This is a genomic window from Actinomycetospora lutea, assembly GCF_028737205.1.
Taxonomy (GTDB): domain Bacteria; phylum Actinomycetota; class Actinomycetes; order Mycobacteriales; family Pseudonocardiaceae; genus Actinomycetospora; species Actinomycetospora lutea.
The window spans coordinates 212,671-236,108 of record NZ_JAQZAL010000003.1; the positions used below are offsets into that span (position 1 = coordinate 212,671).

The window sequence follows — 23,438 nt, forward strand, 5'->3', positions numbered from 1 at the left end:
GCGATGCGGCATCGCTGGCGTCTCGCGCCAGGATCGCCACATCCTCGCCGCGCGACACGCCGGAGATGTGTCCGCGTGCAGCCATGCTGGCGTCGGGCGTCAGGTGATCCACCCGCTCGCGACGCGGTGGTTCGCGAGCACGACGCGTCCGTCGCGGATCTCGACACCCTCGGCACGCAGGCGGGCGTGCTGCTCGTCGAGGATCTGCGGCGCGCTGGACCCGTTGGCGCGCAGGACGCGGTGCCACGGCAGGTCCGAGCCGTCCTCGCTCAGGACGCGGCCGACCAGCCGCGCCGATGCCTCGCCCACCTCGGCCGCGACGTCGCCGTAGGTCGCCACCCGACCCTCAGGGATCGCCGCGACCGCCGCGCGGATCCGCTCGTGCCGGGCCTCGTCCACACCGCTGAGTCCAGCACGCGCGGACCCCGGAGCGGGAGCCGGACCGCCGTGATCGTGGTGCCTTTCCTGACGTGGGACGTCAGTGCTCCGTCTCCGGCGCGTCAGCTCCGCGTCGCTGCGTGCCGCCGGTGGCCCCATGCCGACAGACCCCGTGCGGCGAGCTCCCCGGCGTGTCGCGCCGGCGAGGATGTGGCGATCCTGGCGTGAGACGCCAGCGATGCCGCATCGCTCGCACCGGCCCGGTGCGTCGGGAGCCCTGCGCGCCGGGAGTGTCGGGGGGACGTGGTGGAGTGAACGCCGTGACCGCCACGCCGAGCGCCGACCGCGCTCCCGAGCTGCGCCGCGCCGCGGCGTGGGTGCCGGGCGAGCTGGTGCTCGACGATGCCGCACGGCGGGTGCTCGAGCACGACGCGGGCTTCCTGCGCGTGCTCGGCGGGCCCGGGACGGGCAAGACGACGCTGCTCGCCGAGCGGGTGGCGCGCCTGCTCCACGCCGAGCCCGACGCGCGCCCGCTCGTGCTCGTCGGCGACCGGCGGGCGGCGGCCGCCCTGCGCGAGCGGATCGCGGCGCGACGGCGAGCCCTCGACGACGGCGAGCACCGCGCCCGCGCCGCCGCCGAACCCCTGGTGCGCAGCGTCCACTCGTACGCGTTCGCCGTCCTGCGCCGCCACGCCGAGCGCCGCGGCGAGGCCCCGCCCCGCCTGCTCCCGGGCGCCCAGCAGGACGCGATGGTGCGCGAGCTGCTCGCCGGCGAGGTCGCGGGCGCCGGGGTCCCCTCCGGCTGGCCGCTGCGGATGCGCCCCGCCCTCGAGGCGCCCGCGTTCGCCGGCGAGGTGCGCGATCTCCTGCTGCGCGCCGCCGAGCGCGGCCTCGGGCCCCGGGAGCTCGCCGACCTCGGCAAGCGCCACGGCGTGCCCGCCTGGATCGCCGCCGGGCGCTTCTACCGCACGTACGAGGAGGTCACGCTGCTGCGCGCCGCGGCGGGGTCCGCCAACCCGCTGGCCAGCGCGCCCCCGCTCGACGCCGCGGAGCTGGTCGCCGCCGTCCTCGACGCCTTCGTCACCGACCCCGACCTGCTCGAGGCCGAGCGCGCCGCGGTGCGCCACCTCGTGGTCGACGACGTCCAGGACATGGACCCCCAGCAGATCCAGCTCGCCCGCGCGCTGGGCGCCGCCGCCGACGACTGGGTGCTGGCCGGCGACCCCGACTCCTCGGTGCTCGGCTTCCGCGGCGCCGACCCGGCCCTGCTGCGCGACGCCGACCCCGGCGGCCTCGCCACCGTCGTGCTGCCCACCGACCACCGCAGCCGCCCCGCGCTGCGCGACGCCGTCGCCCGCGTCGTCGCCAACCTGCCGGGCGCCGGCCCGGGCCGCACCCGCCGCGCGCCGCAGCACGAGAGCGACGACGGCGACGACGGCGACGAGGGCGGCGACGGCGACGACGGCGACGAGGCCGGCGACCCGGGCCGCGTCACCGTCGACGTCTACGCCACCGTCGGGCGCCAGGCGGCGGCTGTCGCCGACCGTCTGCGCCGCGCGCACCTCACCGACGGCGTGCCCTGGTCGCGCATGGCCGTGCTCGTCCGCAGCGTGTCGCTGTCCCTCGCGCCGCTGCGCCGCGCCCTGCTCGCGGCCGGCGTGCCGCTGGCCGTGCCCGCCGACGACACCCCGCTCGCCGCGCTGCCCGCGGTCGCCCCGCTGCTCACGGTCCTGCGCTGCGCGGCCGACCCGCAGCGGCTCGACGCCGACACCGCGCTCACCCTGCTCGCCTCCCCGCTGGGCGGGGCCGACCCGCTGGCCGTGCGCCGCCTGCGCCGCGGGCTGCTGCGCCGCCACGAGGCGGGCGGCGGCGCGGCCGACACCCCGAGCGACGCGCTCATCGTCGACGCCCTGCTCGACCACGTGCACCGGGAGAGGAACCCCCTCGCGCTGCTCAGCCCGTCCGAGGCCGCGCCGCTGGGCCGGGTCGGCGACCTCCTCTCGGCGGCCGCGCAGGCCATCGACGACGGCGCCTCGGTGCCCGACGTGCTCTGGGCGGTGTGGGACCGCAGCGGCCTGCAGCGGCGCTGGGTCGCGGCCAGCGAGCGCGGCGGGGTCACCGGCGCGCAGGCCGACCGCGACCTCGACGCCGTCGTCGCCCTCGTCGAGCGCGCCGCCCGGTTCGTCGAGGACCTGCCCGGCGGCACCGTCGCCGGCTTCGTCGCCCAGGCCGACGACCAGCGCATCCGCGCCGACACCCTCGCCCCCCGCGCCCCCGACGGCGAGGCCGTCGCGCTGCTCACCGCCCACGCGGCGCGCGGGCGCGAGTGGGACGTGGTGGTCGTCCCGGACGTGCAGGAGGGCACGTGGCCCGACCTGCGGCGCCGCGGCACGCTGCTCGGGGTCGAGCGGCTGGTCGACGTGCAGGCCGGTGTCCCCGACGACCCGGCGGTCTCGACGCAGGCCCCGCTGCTCGCCGAGGAGCGCCGGCTGTTCGCGGTCGCGCTGTCGCGGGCGCGGCGCGCGGTGCACGTCAGCGCCGTGGAGGCCGAGGAGGTCACGCCCTCGCGCTTCCTCGACGACGTCGACGGCGGGCCGGTCACCGACGACCCCGCCGACGCCACCCGGTCGCGCAGCCGGCCCGGGCGCGCGCTGGTGCTCGCCGAGCTGGTCGGCGAGCTGCGCCGCGCCGTCACCGACCCCCACGCCGCCCCGGCGCAGCGCGAGCGGGCGGCGGCGGGCCTCGCGCGCCTCGCGGACGCGGGCGTCCCGGGGGCCGACCCCGACGAGTGGTACGGCCTGCTCGCCCCGTCCACCGACGCCCCGTTGCGCCCGCCCGGCCCGGTCGCGGTCAGCCCGAGCGCGGTCGAGACGATCCTGACCTGCCCGCTGCGCTGGGCGCTGCAGACCCACGGCGGCGACGACACCGACTCGCTCGCCTCGGTCACCGGCTCGCTCGTCCACGCGCTGGTCCAGCGCGCCGCCGAGGGCGCCGAGGCCCGCGAGCTCGCCGAGGCGCTCGACGTGGCGTGGGCGTCGGTCGACGCGGGCGCCCCGTGGTTCTCGCGCCGCGAGCTCGCCAACACCCGCCGGATGCTCGCGAGCTTCCTGACCTGGCGGGAGCAGACGCGCGCCCAGCTCACCGAGGCGGCGGTGGAGCGCGCGCTCGAGGTCGACGTGGCCGACGGCGTCCGGGTGCGCGGGCGGGTCGACCGCCTCGAGATCGACGCCCACGGGCGCCCGGTGATCATCGACGTGAAGACCGCCAAGACCCCGATCTCCAAGGCCGACGCGCAGGCCCACCCCCAGCTCGCGGTCTACCAGCTCGCCACCGCGCTCGGGGCGTTCGCCGAGACCCTCGCCGGCCCCGACCGCACCGCCGCGCGGACCACCCCGGGCGGCGCGCGGCTGGTGTACCTGTCCCGCGCCGGCACGGCGGCCAAGGAGCGCGCGCAGGAGCCGCTCGACGACGAGGGCCTCGAGCAGTGGCGCGAGGCCGTCGGCGCCGCCGCCCGCGCCACCGAGGGCCCGCGCTTCGTCGGTCGCGAGAACGACGCCTGCCCGCGCTGCCCGGTGCGCACCGCCTGCCCGGTGCACGTCTCGGGGAGGCAGGTCCCGTGACGCTCACGGCGCCCCCGACCACCGAGCTCATCGACCCCGTCGAGCTCGCCGAACGCCTCGGCCTGCGCCGGCCCACCGAGGAGCAGGCCGCCGTGATCGGCGCGCGGTGGGAGCCCGCGCTGGTCACCGCCGGCGCCGGGTCCGGCAAGACCGAGACGATGGCCGCGCGCGTGGTGTGGCTGGTGGCCAACGGCCTGGTGCGCCCCGAGCAGGTGCTGGGCCTGACCTTCACGCGCAAGGCGGCCGGGCAGCTCGCCGACCGGGTGCGGCGCCGCCTGCGCGTGCTCGGCGCGTCCACGCTGCTCGACGAGCTCGACCCCTCCGGCGACCGGCGTCTCGCCGCCCGCGCCGGCGAGCCGACGATCTCGACCTACCACGCCTACGCGGGCCGCCTGCTCACCGAGCACGGGCTGCGCCTGCCCGTCGACCCCGGCGCGCGCCTGCTCTCGCCCACCGCGTCCTGGCAGCTCGCCCACCGCATCGTGTCGACCTGGCCCGCCGACCTCGACACCGACTGGGTCCCCGCCACCGTCACCGTGCTGGTCCAGGCGCTGGCCGGCGAGCTGGGCGAGCACCTCGCCGACGCCGAGGTCCTGCGCGGGCACGCTGAACGCTTCGCCCGCGCGGTCGAGGACGCGCCGCGGGCCAAGGGGCAGAAGGCGGCGCTGCCGCAGACGCTCGCGACCAAGGTCTCCGCCCAGCGGTTCCGCGCCGCGCTACTGCCGCTGGTCGAGGAGCTGGCCGAGCGCAAGCGCGCCGAGCGCTGCCTCGACTTCGCCGACCAGATGGCCGCCGCCGCGCGCCTCGCCGAGGGGCACGAGGAGGTCGGTGAGGCCGAGCGCGCGGCGTTCCGCGCGGTGCTGCTCGACGAGTACCAGGACACCGGGCACGCCCAGCGCGTCCTGCTGCGCTCGCTGTTCGCGGGCGAGGAGGACACCACGGTCACCGCCGTCGGCGACCCGTTCCAGTCGATCTACGGGTGGCGCGGGGCCAGCGCGGCCAACCTCCCGCGCTTCGTCACCGACTTCCCGCGCCCCGACGAGCACGGAGAGTGGGTCGCCGCGGCGCGCCACGGCCTGCTCACGAGCTTCCGCAACCCGCCCGAGGTCCTCGCGCTGGCCAACGGGATCGCCGAGCCCCTGCGCCACGCCGGCGTGCCGGTCGACGAGCTGCGGCCCCGGCCCGGCGCGCCCGCGGGCGACGTGCGGGTCGCGCTGCACGCCGACGTCGAGGGCGAGCGCGCCTGGGTCGCCGACGCGATCGCCGACCGCTGGCGCGCCGCCGCCGACGCGGGCACCGAGCCGCCGACGTCCGCGGTGCTGGTGCGCCGCCGCGCCGACATAGCCGCGCTCGCCGCGGCGATGCGCGCCCGCGATCTGCCCGTCGAGGTGGTCGGCCTGGGCGGGCTGCTCGACGAGCCCGAGGTCCGCGACGTCGTGTCGGCGCTGCGCCTGGTGGTCGACCCGCTCGCCGGCGGCGCCGCGGTCCGGCTGCTCACGGGCGCGCGGTGGCGCATCGGCGGCGCCGACCTCGCCGCCCTGTGGCGCCGGGCGCGCGAGCTGGCGGCGCCGGCCGACCACCCCGCCACCGTCACCGACGCGGTCCCCGACCCCATCGCCGCCGCCCTGCCCGGCGAGCACGCCGAGCGCGCCGGTCTGGTCGACGCGCTCGACGACCCGGGCCCGGCGGCGCGCTACTCGGCGGCCGGGTACGAGCGCCTGCGCCACCTCGCGCACGAGCTGAGCATGCTGCGCCGCCGGGTCACCGCCCCGCTGGTCGACCTCGTCGCCGACGTCGAGCGCGTGCTGCTGCTCGACGTCGAGACCGCGGCGCGCCCGGGCCCGACCGGGCGGGCGCACCTCGACGCGTTCGCCGAGGTCGCCGCCGACTTCTCCTCCGGCGCGGCGGCGTCCGGCGGCACGGCGACGGTCACCGCGCTGCTGGCCTACCTCGACGCCGCCGAGGACGCCGAGGACGGCCTGACGCCCGGCGAGGTCGACCCCGTGTCCGCTGCCGACCCGGCCACCGGCGGCACCCGCGTGCAGGTGCTCACGGTGCACGCCGCCAAGGGCCTCGAGTGGGAGCTCGTGGCGCTGCCGCACGTCGTCGACAAGGTGTTCCCGGCGGCCAAGCGGTCCGGGTCCTGGCTGACGTCGGTGGCCTCGCTGCCCGTCGACCTGCGGGGCGACCGGCCCGACCTCCCCGAGCTCGACCTCGACGACGCCGCCGACCGCAAGGAGGTCCAGGAGCGCCTCGACGCCCACGAGCGCGCGTTCGACGACCGCCGCCTCGTCGAGGAGCGGCGCCTGTTCTACGTGGCGCTGACCCGCTCGGAGCGCGCGCTGCTGGTGTCCGGGCACTGGTGGGGCGAGACCGGCGACACGCCGCGCGGGCCGTCCGACTTCCTCACCGAGGTGGGGGAGCTGGTCGCCACCGGCCGCAGCGGGGTCGTCGACGTCTGGACCGAGCCGCCCGAGGAAGGCGCCCCCAACCCCATGGCCGACGCCGTGCACGAGGCCGCGTGGCCGATCGACCCCCTGGGCTCCCGGCGCGCGGCGGTGGACGAGGGCGCGGCGCTGGTCCGGGCCGCGCGGGCTCGCGGCGCGCCGCAGCAGCCGGGCGGGGACGACCCCGAGGGCTGGGCCGCCGACATCGAGGTCCTGCTCGCCGAGCGCGCCGCCGCCCGCGACCGGCACGCGCGCGTGCTGCTGCCCCCGCAGCTCTCGGTCAGCCAGCTCGTCGACCTCGCCGCCGACCCTGGCGCGCTGGCCCGCCGCCTGCGCCGCCCCGTGCCGCGCCCGCCCGACCCCCGCGCGCGGCGCGGCACCGAGTTCCACGCCTGGCTGGAGCGCTGGTTCTCGGCCACCGAGCTGCTCGAGTTCGACGAGCTCCCGGGCGCCGCCGACGAGGACGCCGACGCCGCCGCCGACCCGGTCGGCGCCGCCGACGCCGCGGAGCTGCGGGAGCGCTTCACCGCCAGCCGATGGGCCACCCGCACGCCGGTCGCGGTCGAGGTGCCGTTCGAGACCGAGGTGGCCGGCACCCTGGTCCGCGGCCGCATCGACGCGGTGTTCGCCGACCCCGACGGGGGCGCCACCGTCGTCGACTGGAAGACCGGCGGGCTCCCGCGCGACGAGGCCCTCCCGGCGCTCGCGGTGCAGCTGGCGGCCTACCGGCTGGCGTGGTCGTCGCTGTCGGGCCTCCCGATCGAGCGGGTCCGGGCGGCGCTGCACTACGTCCGCTTCGACGAGACGAGGTCTCCGGCCGACCTGCTCGACGCCGACGGCCTGCGCGCGCTCGTGGCCGCCGTGCCGGAGGAGGAACGTGCGCCCGAGGGCGACCCGGAGCCGCCGCCGGTGGCCGCCGCGCCCCACGACCCCGACGCCGACCCCGACCGCGACGACGGCCCGCCCCCGGACGTGGACCCCGACCCGCGCTGAGCAGGCGCAGAATCGAGGACGTGAGCAACACCGAGATCGCGCCGCCCGAGGTCCACGGCGGTCCGGGGGGCACGACGTCGGCGGTCGAGGTCCTGACCCCGCGGGCGGTGCCGCTGGGCGGCCCGCGGGCGATGACCGTGCGCCGCACGCTGCCGCAGCGCCAGAGGTCGCTGATCGGCGCCTGGTGCTTCGTCGACCACTACGGGCCCGACGACACGTCGGCGACGGGCGGGATGGACGTCCCGCCGCACCCGCACACCGGGCTCGCGACGGTGAGCTGGCTGTTCACCGGCGAGGTCGAGCACCGCGACAGCCACGGCGTCCACGCGCGCGTGCGCCCCGGCGAGCTCAACCTCATGACCGCCGGGCGGGGCATCGCGCACTCCGAGGTCAGCACGCCGGGGACGTCGGTGCTGCACGGGGTCCAGCTCTGGGTCGCCCTGCCCGACGAGGCGCGCGACGGGCCGCGGGACTTCGCCCACCACGCCCCCGAGCCCGTGACCCTCGACGACGGCGCGACCGCCCGCGTGTTCCTGGGCTCCCTGGCCGGGTCGACGTCCCCGGTCGTCACCGCGACGCCGCTGCTCGGCGCGGAGCTCCTGCTCGAGCCCGGCACGCGGGTGGTGCTCGCGGTCGACGCGACCTTCGAGCACGGCCTGCTCGTCGACCGGGGACAGGTGTCGTTGCAGGGGCAGCCGCTCGAGCCCGGCGAGCTCGGCTCCGTGCGCCCCGGGCAGACCACGCTCGAGATCGCGAACGGGGCCGGGCCCGCCCGCCTCGTCCTGCTCGGCGGCCCGCCCTTCGGCGAGCAGATCGTCATGTGGTGGAACTTCGTCGGCCGCAGCCACGACGAGATCGTCGCGTTCCGCGCCGCGTGGGAGGCGGGCAGCGAGCGCTTCGGCGGGGTCGAGGGCTACGTGGGCCGCGACGGGCGGACGGGCGCCGACACGCGCCTGCCGGCGCCGACGCTGCCGCAGGCCACGCTCCGCCCCCGCGGCAACCCGGAGTGACCCGAGCCGCGAGCTCAGCGCCCCGACAGATCATCGCCCCACCGCGTAGCCCTGCATCCCGCGCGGGTTGGCCGCGGCCCACCGCAGCCCGCGGGCCCGGTCGATGCCGACCGCCGAGAGCCGCCCCAGCGACCAGGGCCCGCTGCGGGTCACCCGGTGGCCGCGCCGCTCCAGCCCGTCGACGACCGCGGCGGGCAGCCGGTCCTCGACCACCGCGCCCGCCGGCACGCGTCCCCGCGGCCAGAACGAGCTGGGCGACGACGTCGTGTGCAGGGCGGGCGCGTCGATCGCCTGCTGCGGGTCGTAGCCGCCGACCAGCGTGCGCAGCAGATAGAGCAGCTGCCACTGGTCCTGCTGGTCGCCGCCGGGCGTGCCGAGGGCGGTGACCGGCCCGTCGTCGTCGAGCACGAGGGTCGGCGTCAGCGTGGTGCGCGGCTTGCGCCCGGGCGTGAGCGTGGAGGGCAGGCCCTCCTGCAGCCACGTCATCTGCAGCCGGGTGCCCAGCGCGAACCCGAGCCCGGGGATCGTCGGGGACGACTGCAGCCAGCCGCCGGACGGGGTCGCCGAGACGATGTTGCCGGCGCGGTCGACGACGTCGAGGTGGCAGGTGTCGCCCTTCGTCTCGCCGGCGAGGGTGACGGTCGGCTCGCCGATGGTGCCGTCGGCGGTGGCGGCGGCGTCGCCCGCGCCGGCCACCGCGAGCCCGGCCAGCACCGGGTCGCGGCCCCCGAGGCGCCCGGGGCGCAGGTCGGGCGAGGCGACGTCGCCGATGAGGGCCCGGCGCTCGGCGACGTAGCCCGGGGCGAGGAGGTCGGCGACGTCGAGGAGGTCCGCCGACTCGCCGAACCACGCCTCCCGGTCGGCGTGCGCGAGCTTGACCGCCTCGAGGACCAGGTGCGCGCCCGGGTCGCCGGCGGGGTCGAGGTCGGCGTCGTCGAACCCGTCGAGCACCGCGAGCGCGGCGAGCAGCGCCGGGCCCTGGCCCCAGGCCGGTGTCTTCGCGATCCGCCGCCCGCGGAACCCGCCGACCACCGCGTCGCACACCCGGGCCCGGTAGCCCGCGGTGTCGGCGACGGTCAGCACGCCGGCGTGGTCGGTGCCCGAGGAGTGCCGGTGCGGCGTCCGGCACGCCGCGGCCGCCGCCTGCGCGACGAACCCCTCGCCCCACACGGTGCGCACGGCGTCGACGCGGGCCTCCCGGTCGGGGCCCTGCGCGGCCGCCACGAGCCGGTCGAGGGTGTCGGCCCACTCCGGGTTGCGGACGACGTCGCCGGCCCGCGGCGCCCGCCCGCCGGGCAGCCACAGCGCCGCCGAGGTCGGCCAGTGCTCGCGGAAGAGGCCGGCGACGGTGCCGATCGTCGACGCCAGGCGCGGGACGGCGGGGACACCGTCGCGGGCGTAGCCGATCGCGGGCGCGAGGACGTCGCCGACCTCCCACGTCCCGTGGTCGCGCAGCAGCAGGAACCAGGCGTCCACCGCGCCCGGGATCGCGGCCGCCAGCGCGCCCGAGCCCGGCACGCGGTCCAGGCCCTCGGCGAGGTAGGCGGCCGCGGACGCGCCCGCCGGGGCCGGGCCCTGCCCGTCGAGCACCCGCGGGGTCGGGTCGTCGGCGGTCGCGAAGATCGCGGCGAGGTCGCCGCCCGGCCCGTTGAGGTGGGGCTCGGTGACGTGCAGGACGAACGCGCCGGCCACGGCGGCGTCGAACGCGGTGCCGCCGCGCTCCAGGACGCCCATCGCGGTCGCGGCGGCCGCCCAGTGCGTCGCCGCCGCCATCCCGACGGTGCCCTCGAGCACCGGTCGTGTCGTGAACTCCGGAGGGGGTGTCCAGCCTGCGGGCGTCACGGGGCCAGCGAAGCCGATCGCGCCGCGGAACGATAGTACGGAAGAGCAAGCAACAAGTATTGACATAGGACCGACAGGTCGGCCAGACTTCTCCGCAGCACCCCGAGCCCAGGAGGACCCGATGACCACCGCGACCGCCCCCACGCGCGCACCCGCTCCGCCACGGTCGCGCTCTGGACCCTGCAGATCCTGCTCGGGGTGATGTTCATCGTCGGGTCCGGCGCCCCCAAGCTGTTCGGCGAGGCGTACGCCGTGCAGATCTTCGCCGACCTCGGGACCGGGCAGTGGCTGCGCTACGTCGTCGGCGTGCTCGAGGTCGCCGGCGGCATCGGCCTGCTCGTGCCCCGCCTCGCCGGGCTCGCCGCCGCCTGCCTCGTGGCCCTCATGGTCGGCGCCACCGGCGCGCAGCTGTTCTTCCTGTCCGAGGGCTTCTGGTACACGCCGGTGATCCTGGGCGTCCTGCTGGGGATCGTGGCCTGGGTGCGGCGCGGGGAGATCGTCCCCCGCTAGCTGCGACGACGTCCCGCCCGGTCACCGCCTCGACGCGGTGGCCGGGCGGTGTGGTGCGCGGGGCCGGGCCGCGCTGCCGACTAGCGTCGGCAGAGTGACCAGCGCTGAATCCACCGCCGTCGCCGCCCGCGCCGATGCGTTCGTCGCCGATCTCCAGGAGTGGCTGCGCATCCCGTCGATCTCGGCCGACCCCGGCCACCACGGCGACGTGGCGCGCTCGGCGGCGTGGCTGACCGAGCGGTTGCGCGCCGAGGGCTGGCCGCAGGTCGAGGTGTGGGACGACACCGACGCCCTGCCCGCCGTCTTCGCGTCGTGGCCGGCCGCCGATCCGGGCGCCCCGACCGTGCTCGTCTACGGGCACCACGACGTCCAGCCCGCGGACCTCGCCGACGGGTGGTCGTTCGAGCCGTTCGACCCGGAGGTCGTGGGCGAGGAGCTGCGCGGGCGCGGCGCCTCGGACGACAAGGGCCACCTCGCGATGGTCCGCCTCGGGCTCGCCGCCCACCTCGCCGCGACGGGCGCGGCCGGGCCGGCGGTGCACCTCAAGCTGCTCGCCGAGGGCGAGGAGGAGTCCGGCTCGGCGCACCTCGGCTCCCTGCTCGCCGCGCACCGCGACGCGCTGGCCTGCGACGCGATCGTCGTCACCGACACCGGGATGGTCGGGCGGGACGCGCCGACCGTCTGCACCGGCATGCGCGGCATGGTCGACACCGAGATCGTCTTCCGGGGCGCCTCGGTCGACCTGCACTCCGGCCAGTTCGGCGGCGCCGTGCCCAACCCCGTCACCGAGCTCGCCCGCCTCGTCGCGGCCCTGCACGACGACCGGGGCCGGGTGCAGGTGCCCGGGTTCTATGACGACGTCCGCCTGCCCACCGAGCAGGAGCGCGCCGCCTGGGCCGCGCTGCCCTTCGACGAGCCCGCGTGGCTCGCGCAGTCCGCGGCGGGCGCCCGGGCCACCGCGGGCGAGGCCGGCTGGAGCACCTACGAGCGGCTCTGGGCGCGCCCGACCGCCGAGGTCAACGGCCTGCACGGCGGCTACGGCGGCCCCGGGCACAAGACGATCGTCCCGCACTCGGCGACGGCCAAGCTGACCTTCCGGCTGGTCGCCGACCAGGATCCGGCGCGCGTGCTCGACGGCGTCCGCGCGTTCGTCGCCGCCCACACCCCGCCCGGCATCGAGGGCGAGGTCATCGCGGGCGGGCCCGGCGTGCCGCCGCTGATCTGCGACGTCGACTCGACCCTGGTGACGACGATCCGCGAGGCCATGGGCGCCGCGCTGGGCACCGAGGTGCTGCCCGCGCGCGAGGGCGGCAGCGGTCCCGAGGCCCTGCTGTCCACCGAGCTCGCCGCCCCGCTCGCGTTCCTCGGCGTCATGCTGCCCTCGGACCGCATCCACGCCCCCGACGAGCGCGCCGTCCTGCCGCTGCTGCTCGCCGGCGCCGAGGCCACGGCCCACCTGTGGCGCCTGCTGGGCGAGCGCGGCGTGACGTGAGGACACCCCGCCGGATCCGTCGATCGTGTGACGTCCCGGCCCGCGTGTCGGGCCGGATCCCGGGATCACCCGCTCGGCGGTCTCAAGGTCCCGGGGCCGTCGCTCTCCGGTGCCGCCGGACCGGGTGGGGCGGCGACGCACGGTGGAGCCGCGTGCCCGGAACGCCGTAGCAGACGCCGGATCGTGGGTGTGCTGGATACCTCGAACGTGCGACCGTCCGGGGTGTTTGAATCCCGCCCGTGTCGTTCACGGGAACTGCGGCGAAGGCGGATCTGGATCGTTCCCACCTGGTGCGGGGTGGCCGGCGTCCGGTGACGCGGTCGTCGCGCCGGCGTCCGGTCCTCGGTGTGCTCCTGGCGCTCGCGATCGGGGCAGGCGTCGCCCTCTGGCTGATCCTCGCCGCGTTCCCGGTCGGCGCCCGCAGCGGCGGGCCCGACGTCGGCGCCGACGCCACGCCGGCGGCCGTGGAGACGGTCGGGCCGGCGACGGTCGTCGCCACCGCGTCGTGCCTCGGCGAGGACCCGCACGACACGGTCGCGGTCGACGGCCCGGCCGGGCGGCGCCTCGTGCCGCTCGACGGCTGCGGCACGCCGACCGGTACCCGGCTGCAGGTGCGGATGGCGTTCGTGGGCGCCGAGCCCGCCGACGGCACGCCGGCGCGGGTGCTCGGCACCGGGTCGTCCGCGGCCCTGTCGTCCCCCGAGCCCGCGGAGTCCCCGCTGACGGGCCGGCTCGCGATCCTGCTCACCGGCGTCGCGGGGCTCGGGATGGCCGCGCTGCTGGTCGCCGTCGTGCGCGAGCGCTCCCGCCGCCCGGCGCCCGCCGTCCCGCGCCGGCCCGTCCGGGGCGTGACGACGACGGCCGCCCCGCGCCCCGCCGCCCGCCGCCCGACCCACCGCCCGGCCGCGCGCCCGGGCCGCTCCGCCCGCGCCGGACGCCCCGCCGCGCTCGACGTCGGGCGTCGCCGGACCGCCGGCGCCCCCGCCCGCGGCGGGCGTGCGCGCGGCCGCGGCACGGCCGCCGGGCCGCGCCGTCCGGCCGCCGGTCCGCACCGCGATTAGGTTGGACCGTGTGACCTCCAGCGTGACCGCCCCGGAGCGGGCCGACAGCGGGCTGCACCGCCGCGTGCTCGACAACGGGCTGCGGGTGCTCCTCGTGCCCGACCCGGCGGCCCCCGTGGTGGGCGTCGCCGTCCACGTCGACGTCGGCTTCCGCTCCGAACCCGAGGGGCGGACTGGGTTCGCGCACCTCTTCGAGCACCTCATGTTCCAGGGCTCGGAGAGCCTGGAGAAGCTCGCCCACTTCCGGCACGTGCAGTCGTCGGGCGGGGTGTTCAACGGCTCGACGCACCAGGACTACACGAACTACTTCGAGGTCCTGCCGTCCGCGGCGCTCGAGCGCGCGCTCTTCCTCGAGGCCGACCGCCTGCGCGCCCCGCGCCTGACCGCGGAGAACCTGCGCAACCAGGTCGACGTGGTCAAGGAGGAGATCCGCCTCAACGTGCTCAACCGGCCCTACGGCGGGTTCCCCTGGATCCTGCTGCCGCCGGTGCTCTACGACACCTACCCGAACGCCCACAACGGCTACGGCGACTTCACCGACCTCGAGCAGGCCGACCTCGACGACGCGGCCGCGTTCTTCGACGCCTACTACGCGCCGGGCAACGCCGTGCTGACCGTCGTCGGCGACCTCGACCCCGACGAGGCGGCCACGCTGGTCGAGAAGCACTTCGGCGACATCCCCGCCCGCGCGGTCCCCGAGCGACCGAGCTTCGCCGAGCCGCCGCCGGGCGGCGTGCGGCGCGAGGACGTCACCGACGCGCACGCCCCGCTGCCCGCCCTCGCGCTCGGGCACCGCCTGCCCGACCCGCACGCCGACCTCGACGCCTACCTCGCCCACGCGGTGCTCGCGAGCCTGCTCACCGACGGCGAGGCCGCCCGGCTGACCCAGCGCCTCGTCTACGGCGACGCGCTCGTCACCGACGTCTCGGCCTCCTGCGGGCTGATGGGCGCTCCGCTGGACGCCCGCGACCCCGACACCTTCACCGTCACCGCGGTGCACCCGGCCTCGGTCGACCCGGACCGTGTCATCGCCGCCGTCGACGACGAGCTCGCCACGCTCGCCGCCGACGGCCCCGATCCCGAGGAGCTGCGCCGCGTCACCGCGCGGTGGGCCTCCTCCCTGCACCGGGAGCACGACCGCCTGATGAGCCGCATGCTCGCCCTCGGGTCGGCCGAGCTGGTCCAGGGCCGCGCCGAGCTCGCCGACGAGTTGCCCGCGCGGATCGCGGCCGTCTCGCCCGCCGCCGTCGCCGCGGCCGCCGGGGCGCTGCGCCCCGACGCCCGCGCGGTCCTCACGGTCACGCCGGGGGGTGCGGCATGAGCGCTCCCACCCGGCGCAGTGCCGAGGAGATCGGCAGCACGTCCGTCGGACCCCGCCCGCTGCCGCCCCTGCGCACGCAGCGCGCCGTGCCCGCCCCCGACGAGGTCGACACCGTCCTCGACTCCGGGCTGCGGGTGATCGCCGTACGCCGCGCCGAGGTCCCCATGGTCGAGGTGCGCCTGCGGGTGCCGTTCGCCGACCTCGGGGCCGACCGGTCCGACGGGCAGGGCTCCGACCACGCCGCGGTCGCCGAGCTGCTCGCCACGACGATCCTGTCCGGCACGCGGCGCCGCAGCCGCGTCGGCATCGACGACGACCTGGCCGGTGTCGGCGGGGAGATCGGGTTCGCGGTCGACCCCGAGCGCCTCGCGGTCTCCGGGCACGCGCTCGCCGAGGGCCTGGACACGCTGCTCGAGGTGCTCGCCGACCTCCTGCTGGACGCCACGCATCCCCCCGACGAGCTGTCCCGTGAGCGCGACCGGCTCGTCGAGCGCATTGAGATGGCCTCCGCGCAGCCCTCGATCATCGCGCGCCGCGCGCTGCAGGAGCGGCGCTACGGCACCCACCCGGTGACCCGGGAGATGCCGCGCCCGGAGGAGGTCGCCGCCGTCTCGGCCGACGCGGTGCGCGCCCTGCAGGCCGCGGCCCTGCGCCCGGGCGGCTCGGTGCTCGTCCTCGTCGGCGACCTCGACCCGATCGACGCGGTCCGGCGGGTCGACACGGCGCTCGCCGGCTGGACCGGCGGGGACGCGGCGGGGCTGCCCGCCCTGCCCGCGCTGAGCGCCCGCGACCTGCTGCTGGTCGACCGCCCGGGCGCGGTGCAGTCGCAGCTGCGCCTCTCGGCGCCGGCGGTGGGGCGCACCGATCCGCGCTACGCCGCGCTGCAGCTCGCCAACCTGTCGCTGGGCGGCTACTTCTCGTCGCGCCTGGTGGAGAACCTGCGCGAGGACAAGGGCTACACCTACCACGCGTCGTCGAGCCTGGAGCTCGACCCGCACGGCGCCGCCCTGCTCGTCGAGACCGACGTCGCCTCCGAGGTCACCGCGCCCGCCCTGCTCGAGGCGCGCTACGAGCTCGGGCGCCTCGCGGTGGTGCCGCCCTCGGCGGACGAGGTGGAGTCGGCGCGGCGCTACCTCGTCGGCTCCCTGCTGATCTCGATGACGACCCAGGCGGGCTACGCGTCCACCGTCGCCTCGCTGGCCGCGCACGGGCTCTCCGCCGGCTGGATCCGCGAGCACCCCGCGCGCGTCGAGGCCGTCACGGTCGACGAGGTCGCGGCCGCGGCGGCGGAGTTCTTCGCGCCGACGCGGTTCACCGGGGTCGTCGTCGCCGACGCCGCCCGGACCGCGGACGGGCTGCGGTCGCTCGGCGGGGTGGAGGTGGGTCCGTGAGCACGGCGGGTCCCGACCTACGCGCCGCGTTCCACCTCGACGATCTCCCGTCGCTGTCGCGCTCGACGGTCGACCGCCGCGAGCAGCTGCGCATCGACCCCGACCACGCCCGCGCGCTCTGGCCCGACGCGCGGGTGGTGCTCGTCGACCCGCACGGCCGGACGCCGGTCGACCGCGGGGCCGACGGGACGCTGTCGCTGGCGTTCGCGCCGACCGACGCCCTCGGCGGTGACATCCCCGGGGACATCCCCGCTGGGGCGGTCCTGCTCGGCGAGGAGCGCGGCACCGCGTTCTGGGCGGTGCGCGTCCCGGACCCGGCCGAGGCGGAAGCGAACGACGCCGGCTCGGGGTTCATGACCGCCGACCAGTGGGCCCGCGCGGGCGGCAGTCCGGACCACAGGAACTGGACCGACCTGCGCAGCTCCGGGGCCGACCTCGACGCGCGCAGCGCCGGCCTGCTGACCACCGCGGTGTCGCTGCTGAACTGGCACGACCGCGCCCGGTTCTGCGCCCGCGACGGCTCGGCGATGGACGCGATCAAGGCGGGCTGGGCGCAGCTGTGCCGCGCGCACGGGCACGAGGAGTACCCGCGCACCGACGCGTCGATGATCTGCCTGGTGCACGACGGCGCCGATCAGGTGCTGCTCGCGCGCCAGCCGATCTGGCCCGCGGGCCGCTACTCGGTGCTCGCCGGCTTCGTCGAGGCCGGCGAGTCGCTCGAGGCGTGCGTGGCCCGCGAGTGCGCCGAGGAGGTCGGCGTCGACGTCCACACGATCTCGTACCTCGGGTCGCAGCCGTGGCCGTTCCCGCGGTCGCTGATGATCGGGTTCGCGGCCGTCGCCGACCCTTCCCAGCCGCTGAAGCTGCAGGAGGGCGAGATCGAGAACGCCCGCTGGGTGACCCGCGCCGAGCTGCGGACCGCCCTCGACGCCGGCGCCTGGTCGCACCGCGACGGCGCGGGGTCGGACGGGCGACGACACGGCGTGGCCGGCGTCGGCGGCACGAACTTCGAGGCGGGCAGCGGGCGCGAGCTCATCCTGCCCGGCGGCGTGTCCATCGCCCGCGCGATGCTCGAGGCGTGGGCGGCCGCGGGCTGAGGTCCGCCGGACAGCGGGTCAGGACGCGGCCTCCACGCGCGCCAGGGTCTCCTTGACCTCGGCGAAGCTGGGGTTGGTGGCCGCGCTGCCGTCGGGGTAGACGACGGTGGGCACGGTGCGGTTGCCACCGTTCACCTGGGTGACGATCTCGGCGGCGTCGGGCTCGCGCTCGATGTCCACCTCGTCGTAGCCGATGCCCTCGCGGTCGAGCTGCGTCTTGAGTCGACGGCAGAAGCCGCACCAGGCGGTCGTGTACATCGTCATCTGTGCCACACCGGGTGCAACGCGACGAGATCGCTCAGGCTTCCACGTGACCGAAGCGGTGACGGGTCACACTGACTGCCTGCTCGCGCAGCACGGTGAGCATCTCCCGCCGGCCGTCCGCCACCACCGGCGCGTCGACCAGCGACGCCCCGGCCGACGCCGCCGCCCGGCGCAGCTCCTCGGGCGCGGTCCCGACCACCCGGAGGCGCTCGCCGGGCTGCGGTGCGCCCGTGAACCCGCTCACCGGCACCCCGGCGCAGGCGGCCGCGAGCCGCACCCGCAGGACGTCGCGCTCGGCGGCGTCCGGCCCGGTCACGAGCCGCAGCGCGGGCAGCGGGCGGTAGCGGAAGATGTTGGCCTCCGCGGCCAGGCCCGTCGGGTCGTGCTCGACGGAGAACTCGTCGCGCCACGCCGCGGCGTCCGAGCCGGCCGCGGTGCGCAGCCACGCGAGGTCGTCGGCCGGCAGGTCCCGCGCGGCGCCCGCGAGCAGCGCGGCGACCGCGGGGGACAGGGGCGCGGTGGCCAGCGCCTCGAGGTCGCCGTCGTGCCACGTCCCGAACTGGGCGACGTAGTTCGGCCCGCCGGGCTTGGCGCCCGGGCCCACGACCGAGCCCTTCCACCCCCCGAACGACTGCCGCTGCACGATCGCGCCGGTGATGTGGCGGTTGACGTAGGCGTTGCCGACCTCGACCCGCTCCATCCAGTGATCGATCTCGTCCGGCTCGAGCGCGTGCAGGCCGCCGGTGAGCCCGAACCCGGTCGCGTTCTGCAGCGCGATCGCCTCGTCGAGGTCCGCCGCGTGCATCAGCCCCAGGACCGGTCCGAAGCACTCGGTGAGGTGGAACCACGACCCCGGCGCCACCGGCTCCTTCACCCCCGGCGTCCACAGCGTCGGGCCCAGCCGCCGCGGCTCCACGAGCCAGCGCTCGCCCGCGTCGAGGCGGGTCAGCGCCCGCTCGAGCTTCTCGTCCGGCGGGGCGATGAGCGGCCCCATCGTCGTGGACGGGTCGCTGCTGTGCCCGACGCGCAGGGTGCGGACGGCGTCGGCGAGCTGGCGGTGGAATCGCGCCCCGGCCGCCGTGCGCGTCGAGGCCGTCGACCCGACCAGGATCGCCAGCGACGCCGCCGAGCACTTCTGGCCGGCGTGCCCGAACGCCGAGCGCACGAGGTCGGCGACGGCGAGGTCGGGATCGGCGCTCGGGGTGATCACCAGCGCGTTCTTGCCGCTGGTCTCGGCGACGAGGCGCAGGTCGGGCCGCCACGACCGGAAGAGCTCCGCGGTCTGCGACGCCCCGGTGAGCACCACGTGGTCGACCGCGGGGTGGGTCACGAGGCGCCGGCCCGCGGTGTCGTCGGTGGAGCCCTCGTCGGTGTGCACGAGCTGCAGCGCGTCGGCCGGGATGCCGCCGCGGTGCAGGGCGGCGACCCCGACCTCCGCGCACGCCCGCACCTGCGGCGCCGGCTTGATCACCACCGAGGCCCCGGCCGCCAGCGCCGCCACGCAGCCGCCGAGGGGGATCGCGATCGGGAAGTTCCAGGGCGGGGTCACGACGACGACCCGGTCCGGGGTGAACGGGGCGCCCTCGAGCTCCTGTGCGCGGTCCGCGTAGTACGCCGCGAAGTCGATCGCCTCGGAGATCTCGGGGTCGGCCTCGGCGATCGTCTTGCCGGCCTCGCCGACCATCACCGTGAGCAGGTCCCCGCGCGCCGCCGCCAGCGCCCGGGCCGCGTCGCGGAGCACGGCCGCGCGCTCGCGCGCCGGCCGGCCGGCCCACGCCGAGGCGGCGGCGCGCTCGACGACGGCGTCGACGCCGGCCGGGTCGGTGATCTCGGGCTCGTGCACGGGCGGGGCGGGCGTGGTGATCGCCTTCAGCGCCCAGGCGCGGTTGGCGTGCAGCGACGGGTCGGTGTCGGGCTCGTTGCGGAAGCTGCCGGACGCGGAGCGGAGCGGAGCCGGACCAACGGGGTCGGGGATCGCCGGAGTCTCGTCGGCGCGGTCCTGCGTCCGTCGCGGCGTCGCCCGCATCGTGTCGCGGTCGCGCACCGACGCCCGGAACCGGTCGACGTACGACGTGGGCCCGGCGTCGGAGAACAGCGCGTACAGGTAGTTCTCCGGCGACGCGTTCTCCTCGAGCCGGCGCACGAGGTACGAGACGGCCGCGTCGAAGTCGCCGCGGTGCACCACCGGCGTGTAGAGCACCAGCTGCTCGCGGACGTCCCGGGCGACGACGCGCGCCTGCGCCGGCGCCATGCCCTGCAGCATCTCGACGTCGAGCTGGCGCTCGGCGCCGCGCGCGGCCGCCAGCTCGACGGCGAGCGCCACGTGGTGCAGGTGGTGGCTCGCGACACCCAGGCGCAGCGCGTCGACGAGGTCCCCGCCGACCGCGCGGTCGAGCAGTCGCACGTAGTTGGCGTCCACCTCGGCCTTGGTGGTGTAGGGCGCCTGCGGCCAGTCGTGCAGCGCGGCGTCGACCTTCTCCATCGCGAGGTTCGCGCCCTTCACCAGCCGCACCTTGATCGGCGCCCCGCCGGCGGCGACCCGGCGGCGTGCGAAGGCCGCGAGCTCGGTGAGCGCGCCGAGCGCGTCGGGGAGGTAGGCCTGCAGCACGATCCCGGCGGGCAGGTCCGCGAACCCGGGACGGTCGAGCAGCGCGATGAACACCGCGATGGTGAGGTCGAGGTCCTTGTACTCCTCCATGTCGAGGTTCACGAACGACCCGGTCTCGCGCGCCAGCTCGAACAGCGGGGTGAGGCGCTCGACGAGCCGGTCGCGGCTGCCCTCGAGGTCCCAGGGCACCAGCTGGCTCGCCACCGACGACGCCTTCACCGACACGTAGTCGACGTCCTCGCGGCGCAGCAGGTCCATCGTGCGCGCGAGGCGCCGGTCGGCCTCGTCCTCGCCGAGCACCGCCTCGCCGAGCAGGTTGAGGTTGAGCCGGAAGCCCTCGTCGCGGGCCTCGGCGAGGCGCCGGCCCAGCGCACGCCCGTCCGCGTCGACGATGAGGTGGCCGACCATGGCCTTGAGGCGCCGGCGGGCGAGCGGCACCACGACGCGCGGCAGGCGCGGCCCGGCCAGCGCCCCGGCCCGCAGCAGCGCCGCGTCGCGCCGGCCGACGAACGCGGGCAGCGGCGAGCGGCGACCCGCCAGCCGCGCCAGCTCGCGGGCGGCGACATCGTCGTCGGCGGGGCGGGCGACGCGGTCGACGAACCGCAGCGTGAAGTCGATCCCGGCCGGGTCGTGCACCAGCGCGGCCAGCTGCGCGGACGGCCCTTCCGCGGTGCCCGCCGACCCGGCCCGGGCCCACTGGTCGGCGCGGATCACCGCGCGCTCGACGAGGTCGTCGGGGATCCCGCCGGCCTCGAGCGCGGCGGGCACGAGCTGCTCGGTCATGCCCCCATCGTGGCCCCGTTCGGCGCGCCGGTCTTGTCCCGATCCGGCGCCGGGCGCGGCGGATCCGGACCAGGCATCCTCGCCGGATGCCGGACCCGACCAGGCCGCCCGCCGAGGCCCTCCTCGAGCTGTTCGGCGAGCTGACCGACGTGATGTTCTGCGCGAAGGACGCGGCCGGGCGGTACACCGAGGTCAACGACGCCTTCGTGCGCCGGACCCGGGAGCGCAGCCGCGCCGCGGTGATCGGCCGCCGGGCCGGCGACCTGTTCGTCCCGGCGCTCGCCGAGCGCTACGAGGAGCAGGACGCCGCAGTCCTCGCCGACGGCCGGCCGCTGCGCCACGAGCTCGAACTGATCCGGCGCGGGCGCGGGGCCGCGGGCTGGTACGTCACGACCAAGCTCCCGGTGCGCGCCGGCGACGGCACCGTCGCCGGCGTGGTCAGCGTGTCCGAGGACCTGCGCAGCCCGGAGGACTCCGACCCCGCGCTCCCGGCGCTGCGCGCGGTCGTCGACCTGGTCGCCGCCCGCCCCGACCGCCCGCCGCGCGTGGAGGAGATGGTCGCGGCCGCCGGCTGCTCCACCTCGGCGCTCGAGCGCCGTGTGCGGCGGGTGTTCGGGCTCGCGCCCACCCAGTTCGTGCTGCGGACGCGGATCGACCACGCCCGCGCGCTCCTCACCGGCTCCGACCTCCCGCTGGCCGAGATCGCCACGGCGTGCGGCTTCCACGACCAGCCGGCGTTCACCCGCCAGTTCGCCCGGCTCGCCGGCGAGACACCTGGCCAGTACCGGCGCCGGGCGCGCTGACGCCGGTCAGGTGCGCGTGCGCAGCGCCCACACCGCGAGCGGCCCGAACACCGCGGCGAACGCGACGCCCCAGAGCAGCGTGGCGACCGCGTTGGCGGCGACCGGCCCGCCGACCAGCAGTCCGCGCAGCGCGTCGGCCATCCGCGTCACCGGGTTGATCGACACCCAGGCCTGCAACCAGCCGGGCATCGTCTGGGTCGGGGCGAAGGCGTTGCTCGCGAAGGTCAGGGGGAAGAGCACCGTGAACCCGTAGATCTGGACCTTCTCCGGGTCGCGGGCGAGCACCCCGAGCAGCACCGACGTCCACGAGAACGCCAGCGTGAACGCGACCAGGAGGCCGAACGCGGCGACCACGGCCAGCGGGCTCGTCGTGATCCGGAAGCCGAGCAGCACGCCGACCGCGAGCAGCACCACCAGCGACCACAGCTGGCGCAGCACGTCGCCGAGGATCCGTCCGGACAGCGGGGCGGAGCGGGCGATCGGCAGGCTGCGGAAGCGGTCGAACGTGCCCTTCTGCAGGTCGGTCGCGAGCCCGGTGGCGGTGTAGATGGTGAGGAACAGCGCGTTCTGCGCGATGAGCCCGCCCAGCGCGAACTGCAGGTAGGCGTCGGTGGACCCGCCGATCGCGCCGCCGAACACGAACGTGAACAGCAGCACGAACATGATCGGCTGGATGGACAGGTCGAGCAGCTCGGACGGGTTGTGCTTGATCTGGACGATGCTGCGCCACGCCATGGTCAGCGACTGGCTCGCCCACTGCCCCGGCGAGACCCGCCGCGACGGCGGCCGTGGCCCGGGATCGGTGGTGACGGCGGGCCGCACCGTCGTCGTGCGGTCGAGGGTCACGCCGTCTCCTTGAGGATCTCGGTGTCCTGGTCGTCCTCGACGGCCCGGTGCCCGGTGAGGGCCAGGAAGACCTCGTCGAGGGTCGCGCGCCGCAGCGTCAGCTCGGCGAGGCTGACCCCGACGTCGTCGAGGCGGCGCACCACCGCCGGCATCAGCGCGTCGTCGACGGCGGGCACCGCGACCGTGCCCTGCTCGACGGTCGGCTCCGTGCCCGCCAGCTCGGCGGCGACGCGGCGCACCGCGTCGAGCTGCTCGGGCTGCGTCGGGCGCATCTGCAGCACCGCGGCGCCGGCCCGCGCCTTGAGGTCGCGGGGCGTGCCCGTCGCGACCACCGTGCCCCGGTCGATGACGACGATGTCGTCGGCCAGCTGGTCGGCCTCCTCGAGGTACTGCGTGGTGAGCAGCACGGTGACGCCGTCGTCGGTGAGCGTGCGGACCATGTCCCACAGCTCGTTGCGGCTCGCCGGGTCGAGCCCGGTGGTCGGCTCGTCGAGGAACAGGATGCGCGGGCGCCCGACCAGCGACGCCGCGAGGTCGAGCCGGCGGCGCATGCCCCCGGAGTAGGTGCGCGCGGCGCGGCCCGCGGCGTCGGTGAGCCCGAACTGGGCGAGCAGCTCCGCCGCGCGCCGCCGGGACGCCGCCCGGCCCTGGCCGAGCAGGCGGGCGATGAGCACGAGGTTCTCGGTGCCCGTGAGCGCCTCGTCGACGCCCGCGTACTGGCCGGTGAGCCCGATGAGGGTGCGCACGCGGTGGGGCTCGGCCACAACGTCGTACCCGCCGACCAGCCCCCGGCCCTCGTCCGGGGCGAGCAGGGTCGCGAGCACCCGCGTCGCGGTGGTCTTGCCGGCGCCGTTGGGCCCGAGCACGCCGAGGACGGTGCCCTCGGTGGCGGAGAAGCTGGCGCCCGCGAGCGCCGTGGTGGCGCCGAAGCGCTTGACGAGACCGTCGGCCTCGATGGCAGGTGGCACGCTC

The 23,438-nt window shown here is 77.2% G+C and carries 16 protein-coding genes; 10 read left to right on the forward strand and 6 right to left on the reverse strand.

Annotated features, from left to right (window positions below; translation table 11 throughout):
- Positions 1 to 99: 99 nt before the first annotated feature.
- Complete coding sequence (locus PHK61_RS05280; protein ID WP_274279917.1) at positions 100 to 399, reverse strand: MGMT family protein; 300 nt, start codon at positions 397 to 399, stop codon at positions 100 to 102.
- A 299-nt stretch (positions 400 to 698) separates the two neighbouring features.
- Between PHK61_RS05280 and PHK61_RS05285 the strand changes: the two genes are divergently transcribed.
- Genes PHK61_RS05285 through PHK61_RS05295 form a run of 3 tightly spaced genes read left to right on the forward strand, consistent with a single transcriptional unit; the run spans position 699 to position 8,448 of the window.
- On the forward strand, positions 699 to 3,998 hold the full coding sequence (locus tag PHK61_RS05285; RefSeq protein WP_274279918.1) for an ATP-dependent helicase: 3,300 nt from the start codon (positions 699 to 701) through the stop codon (positions 3,996 to 3,998).
- On the forward strand, positions 3,995 to 7,438 hold the full coding sequence (locus PHK61_RS05290; RefSeq protein ID WP_274279919.1) for an ATP-dependent DNA helicase: 3,444 nt from the start codon (positions 3,995 to 3,997) through the stop codon (positions 7,436 to 7,438). The genes PHK61_RS05285 and PHK61_RS05290 overlap by 4 nt, the downstream gene beginning before the upstream one ends.
- Before the next feature lie 20 nt (positions 7,439 to 7,458).
- Positions 7,459 to 8,448, forward strand: a complete 990-nt coding sequence (locus tag PHK61_RS05295; protein WP_420791351.1) for a pirin family protein — start codon at positions 7,459 to 7,461, stop codon at positions 8,446 to 8,448.
- Positions 8,449 to 8,478: 30 nt separating this feature from the next.
- Here the strand turns inward: PHK61_RS05295 and PHK61_RS05300 are convergent, their stop codons facing one another.
- Positions 8,479 to 10,221 carry a gamma-glutamyltransferase family protein gene (locus PHK61_RS05300; protein ID WP_274280031.1) on the reverse strand — a complete coding sequence of 581 codons (1,743 nt, stop codon included), beginning with the start codon at positions 10,219 to 10,221 and terminating at the stop codon, positions 8,479 to 8,481.
- A 270-nt stretch (positions 10,222 to 10,491) separates the two neighbouring features.
- On the opposite strand from PHK61_RS05300, the gene PHK61_RS05305 reads away from it, so the two are divergent.
- The 6 genes from PHK61_RS05305 (at position 10,492) to nudC (ending at position 17,162) form a co-directional block, all read left to right on the forward strand.
- A complete protein-coding gene (locus PHK61_RS05305) occupies positions 10,492 to 10,800 on the forward strand; it encodes a DoxX family protein (RefSeq protein ID WP_420791359.1) in 309 nt (102 codons plus the stop codon).
- A 94-nt stretch (positions 10,801 to 10,894) separates the two neighbouring features.
- Positions 10,895 to 12,292 carry a M20/M25/M40 family metallo-hydrolase gene (locus PHK61_RS05310; RefSeq protein ID WP_274279920.1) on the forward strand — a complete coding sequence of 466 codons (1,398 nt, stop codon included), beginning with the start codon at positions 10,895 to 10,897 and terminating at the stop codon, positions 12,290 to 12,292.
- Between the two features lie 311 nt (positions 12,293 to 12,603).
- The gene (locus PHK61_RS05315; protein WP_274279921.1) at positions 12,604 to 13,353 is read left to right on the forward strand and encodes a hypothetical protein; all 750 of its coding nucleotides are present in this window, start codon (positions 12,604 to 12,606) and stop codon (positions 13,351 to 13,353) included.
- 10 nt (positions 13,354 to 13,363) lie between these two features.
- Positions 13,364 to 14,674: a M16 family metallopeptidase gene (locus PHK61_RS05320; protein WP_420791352.1), complete on the forward strand. Its 1,311-nt coding sequence runs from the start codon at positions 13,364 to 13,366 to the stop codon at positions 14,672 to 14,674.
- Positions 14,671 to 16,065, forward strand: a complete 1,395-nt coding sequence (locus tag PHK61_RS05325; RefSeq protein WP_274279922.1) for a M16 family metallopeptidase — start codon at positions 14,671 to 14,673, stop codon at positions 16,063 to 16,065. The genes PHK61_RS05320 and PHK61_RS05325 overlap by 4 nt, the downstream gene beginning before the upstream one ends.
- Positions 16,062 to 17,162 carry an NAD(+) diphosphatase gene (gene nudC, locus PHK61_RS05330; RefSeq protein WP_274279923.1) on the forward strand — a complete coding sequence of 367 codons (1,101 nt, stop codon included), beginning with the start codon at positions 16,062 to 16,064 and terminating at the stop codon, positions 17,160 to 17,162. The genes PHK61_RS05325 and nudC overlap by 4 nt, the downstream gene beginning before the upstream one ends.
- 18 nt (positions 17,163 to 17,180) lie before the next feature.
- Here the strand turns inward: nudC and PHK61_RS05335 are convergent, their stop codons facing one another.
- Both PHK61_RS05335 and PHK61_RS05340 read right to left on the reverse strand, forming a co-directional pair.
- Positions 17,181 to 17,426 (reverse strand): mycoredoxin, encoded by a 246-nt coding sequence (locus PHK61_RS05335; RefSeq protein ID WP_274279924.1) that lies wholly within the window; start codon positions 17,424 to 17,426, stop codon positions 17,181 to 17,183.
- A 34-nt stretch (positions 17,427 to 17,460) separates the two neighbouring features.
- Positions 17,461 to 20,817, reverse strand: a complete 3,357-nt coding sequence (locus PHK61_RS05340; RefSeq protein ID WP_274279925.1) for a proline dehydrogenase family protein — start codon at positions 20,815 to 20,817, stop codon at positions 17,461 to 17,463.
- An 86-nt stretch (positions 20,818 to 20,903) separates the two neighbouring features.
- On the opposite strand from PHK61_RS05340, the gene PHK61_RS05345 reads away from it, so the two are divergent.
- Positions 20,904 to 21,620 (forward strand): AraC family transcriptional regulator, encoded by a 717-nt coding sequence (locus PHK61_RS05345; protein WP_274279926.1) that lies wholly within the window; start codon positions 20,904 to 20,906, stop codon positions 21,618 to 21,620.
- Between the two features lie 6 nt (positions 21,621 to 21,626).
- Here PHK61_RS05345 and PHK61_RS05350 read toward each other — a convergent pair whose 3' ends face one another.
- Positions 21,627 to 22,466, reverse strand: coding sequence for an ABC transporter permease (locus PHK61_RS05350; RefSeq protein ID WP_274279927.1), 840 nt, complete (start codon positions 22,464 to 22,466; stop codon positions 21,627 to 21,629).
- Positions 22,463 to 23,434, reverse strand: a complete 972-nt coding sequence (locus PHK61_RS05355) for an ATP-binding cassette domain-containing protein (protein ID WP_274279928.1) — start codon at positions 23,432 to 23,434, stop codon at positions 22,463 to 22,465. The genes PHK61_RS05350 and PHK61_RS05355 overlap by 4 nt, the downstream gene beginning before the upstream one ends.
- Between the last annotated feature and the right edge of the window lie 4 nt (positions 23,435 to 23,438).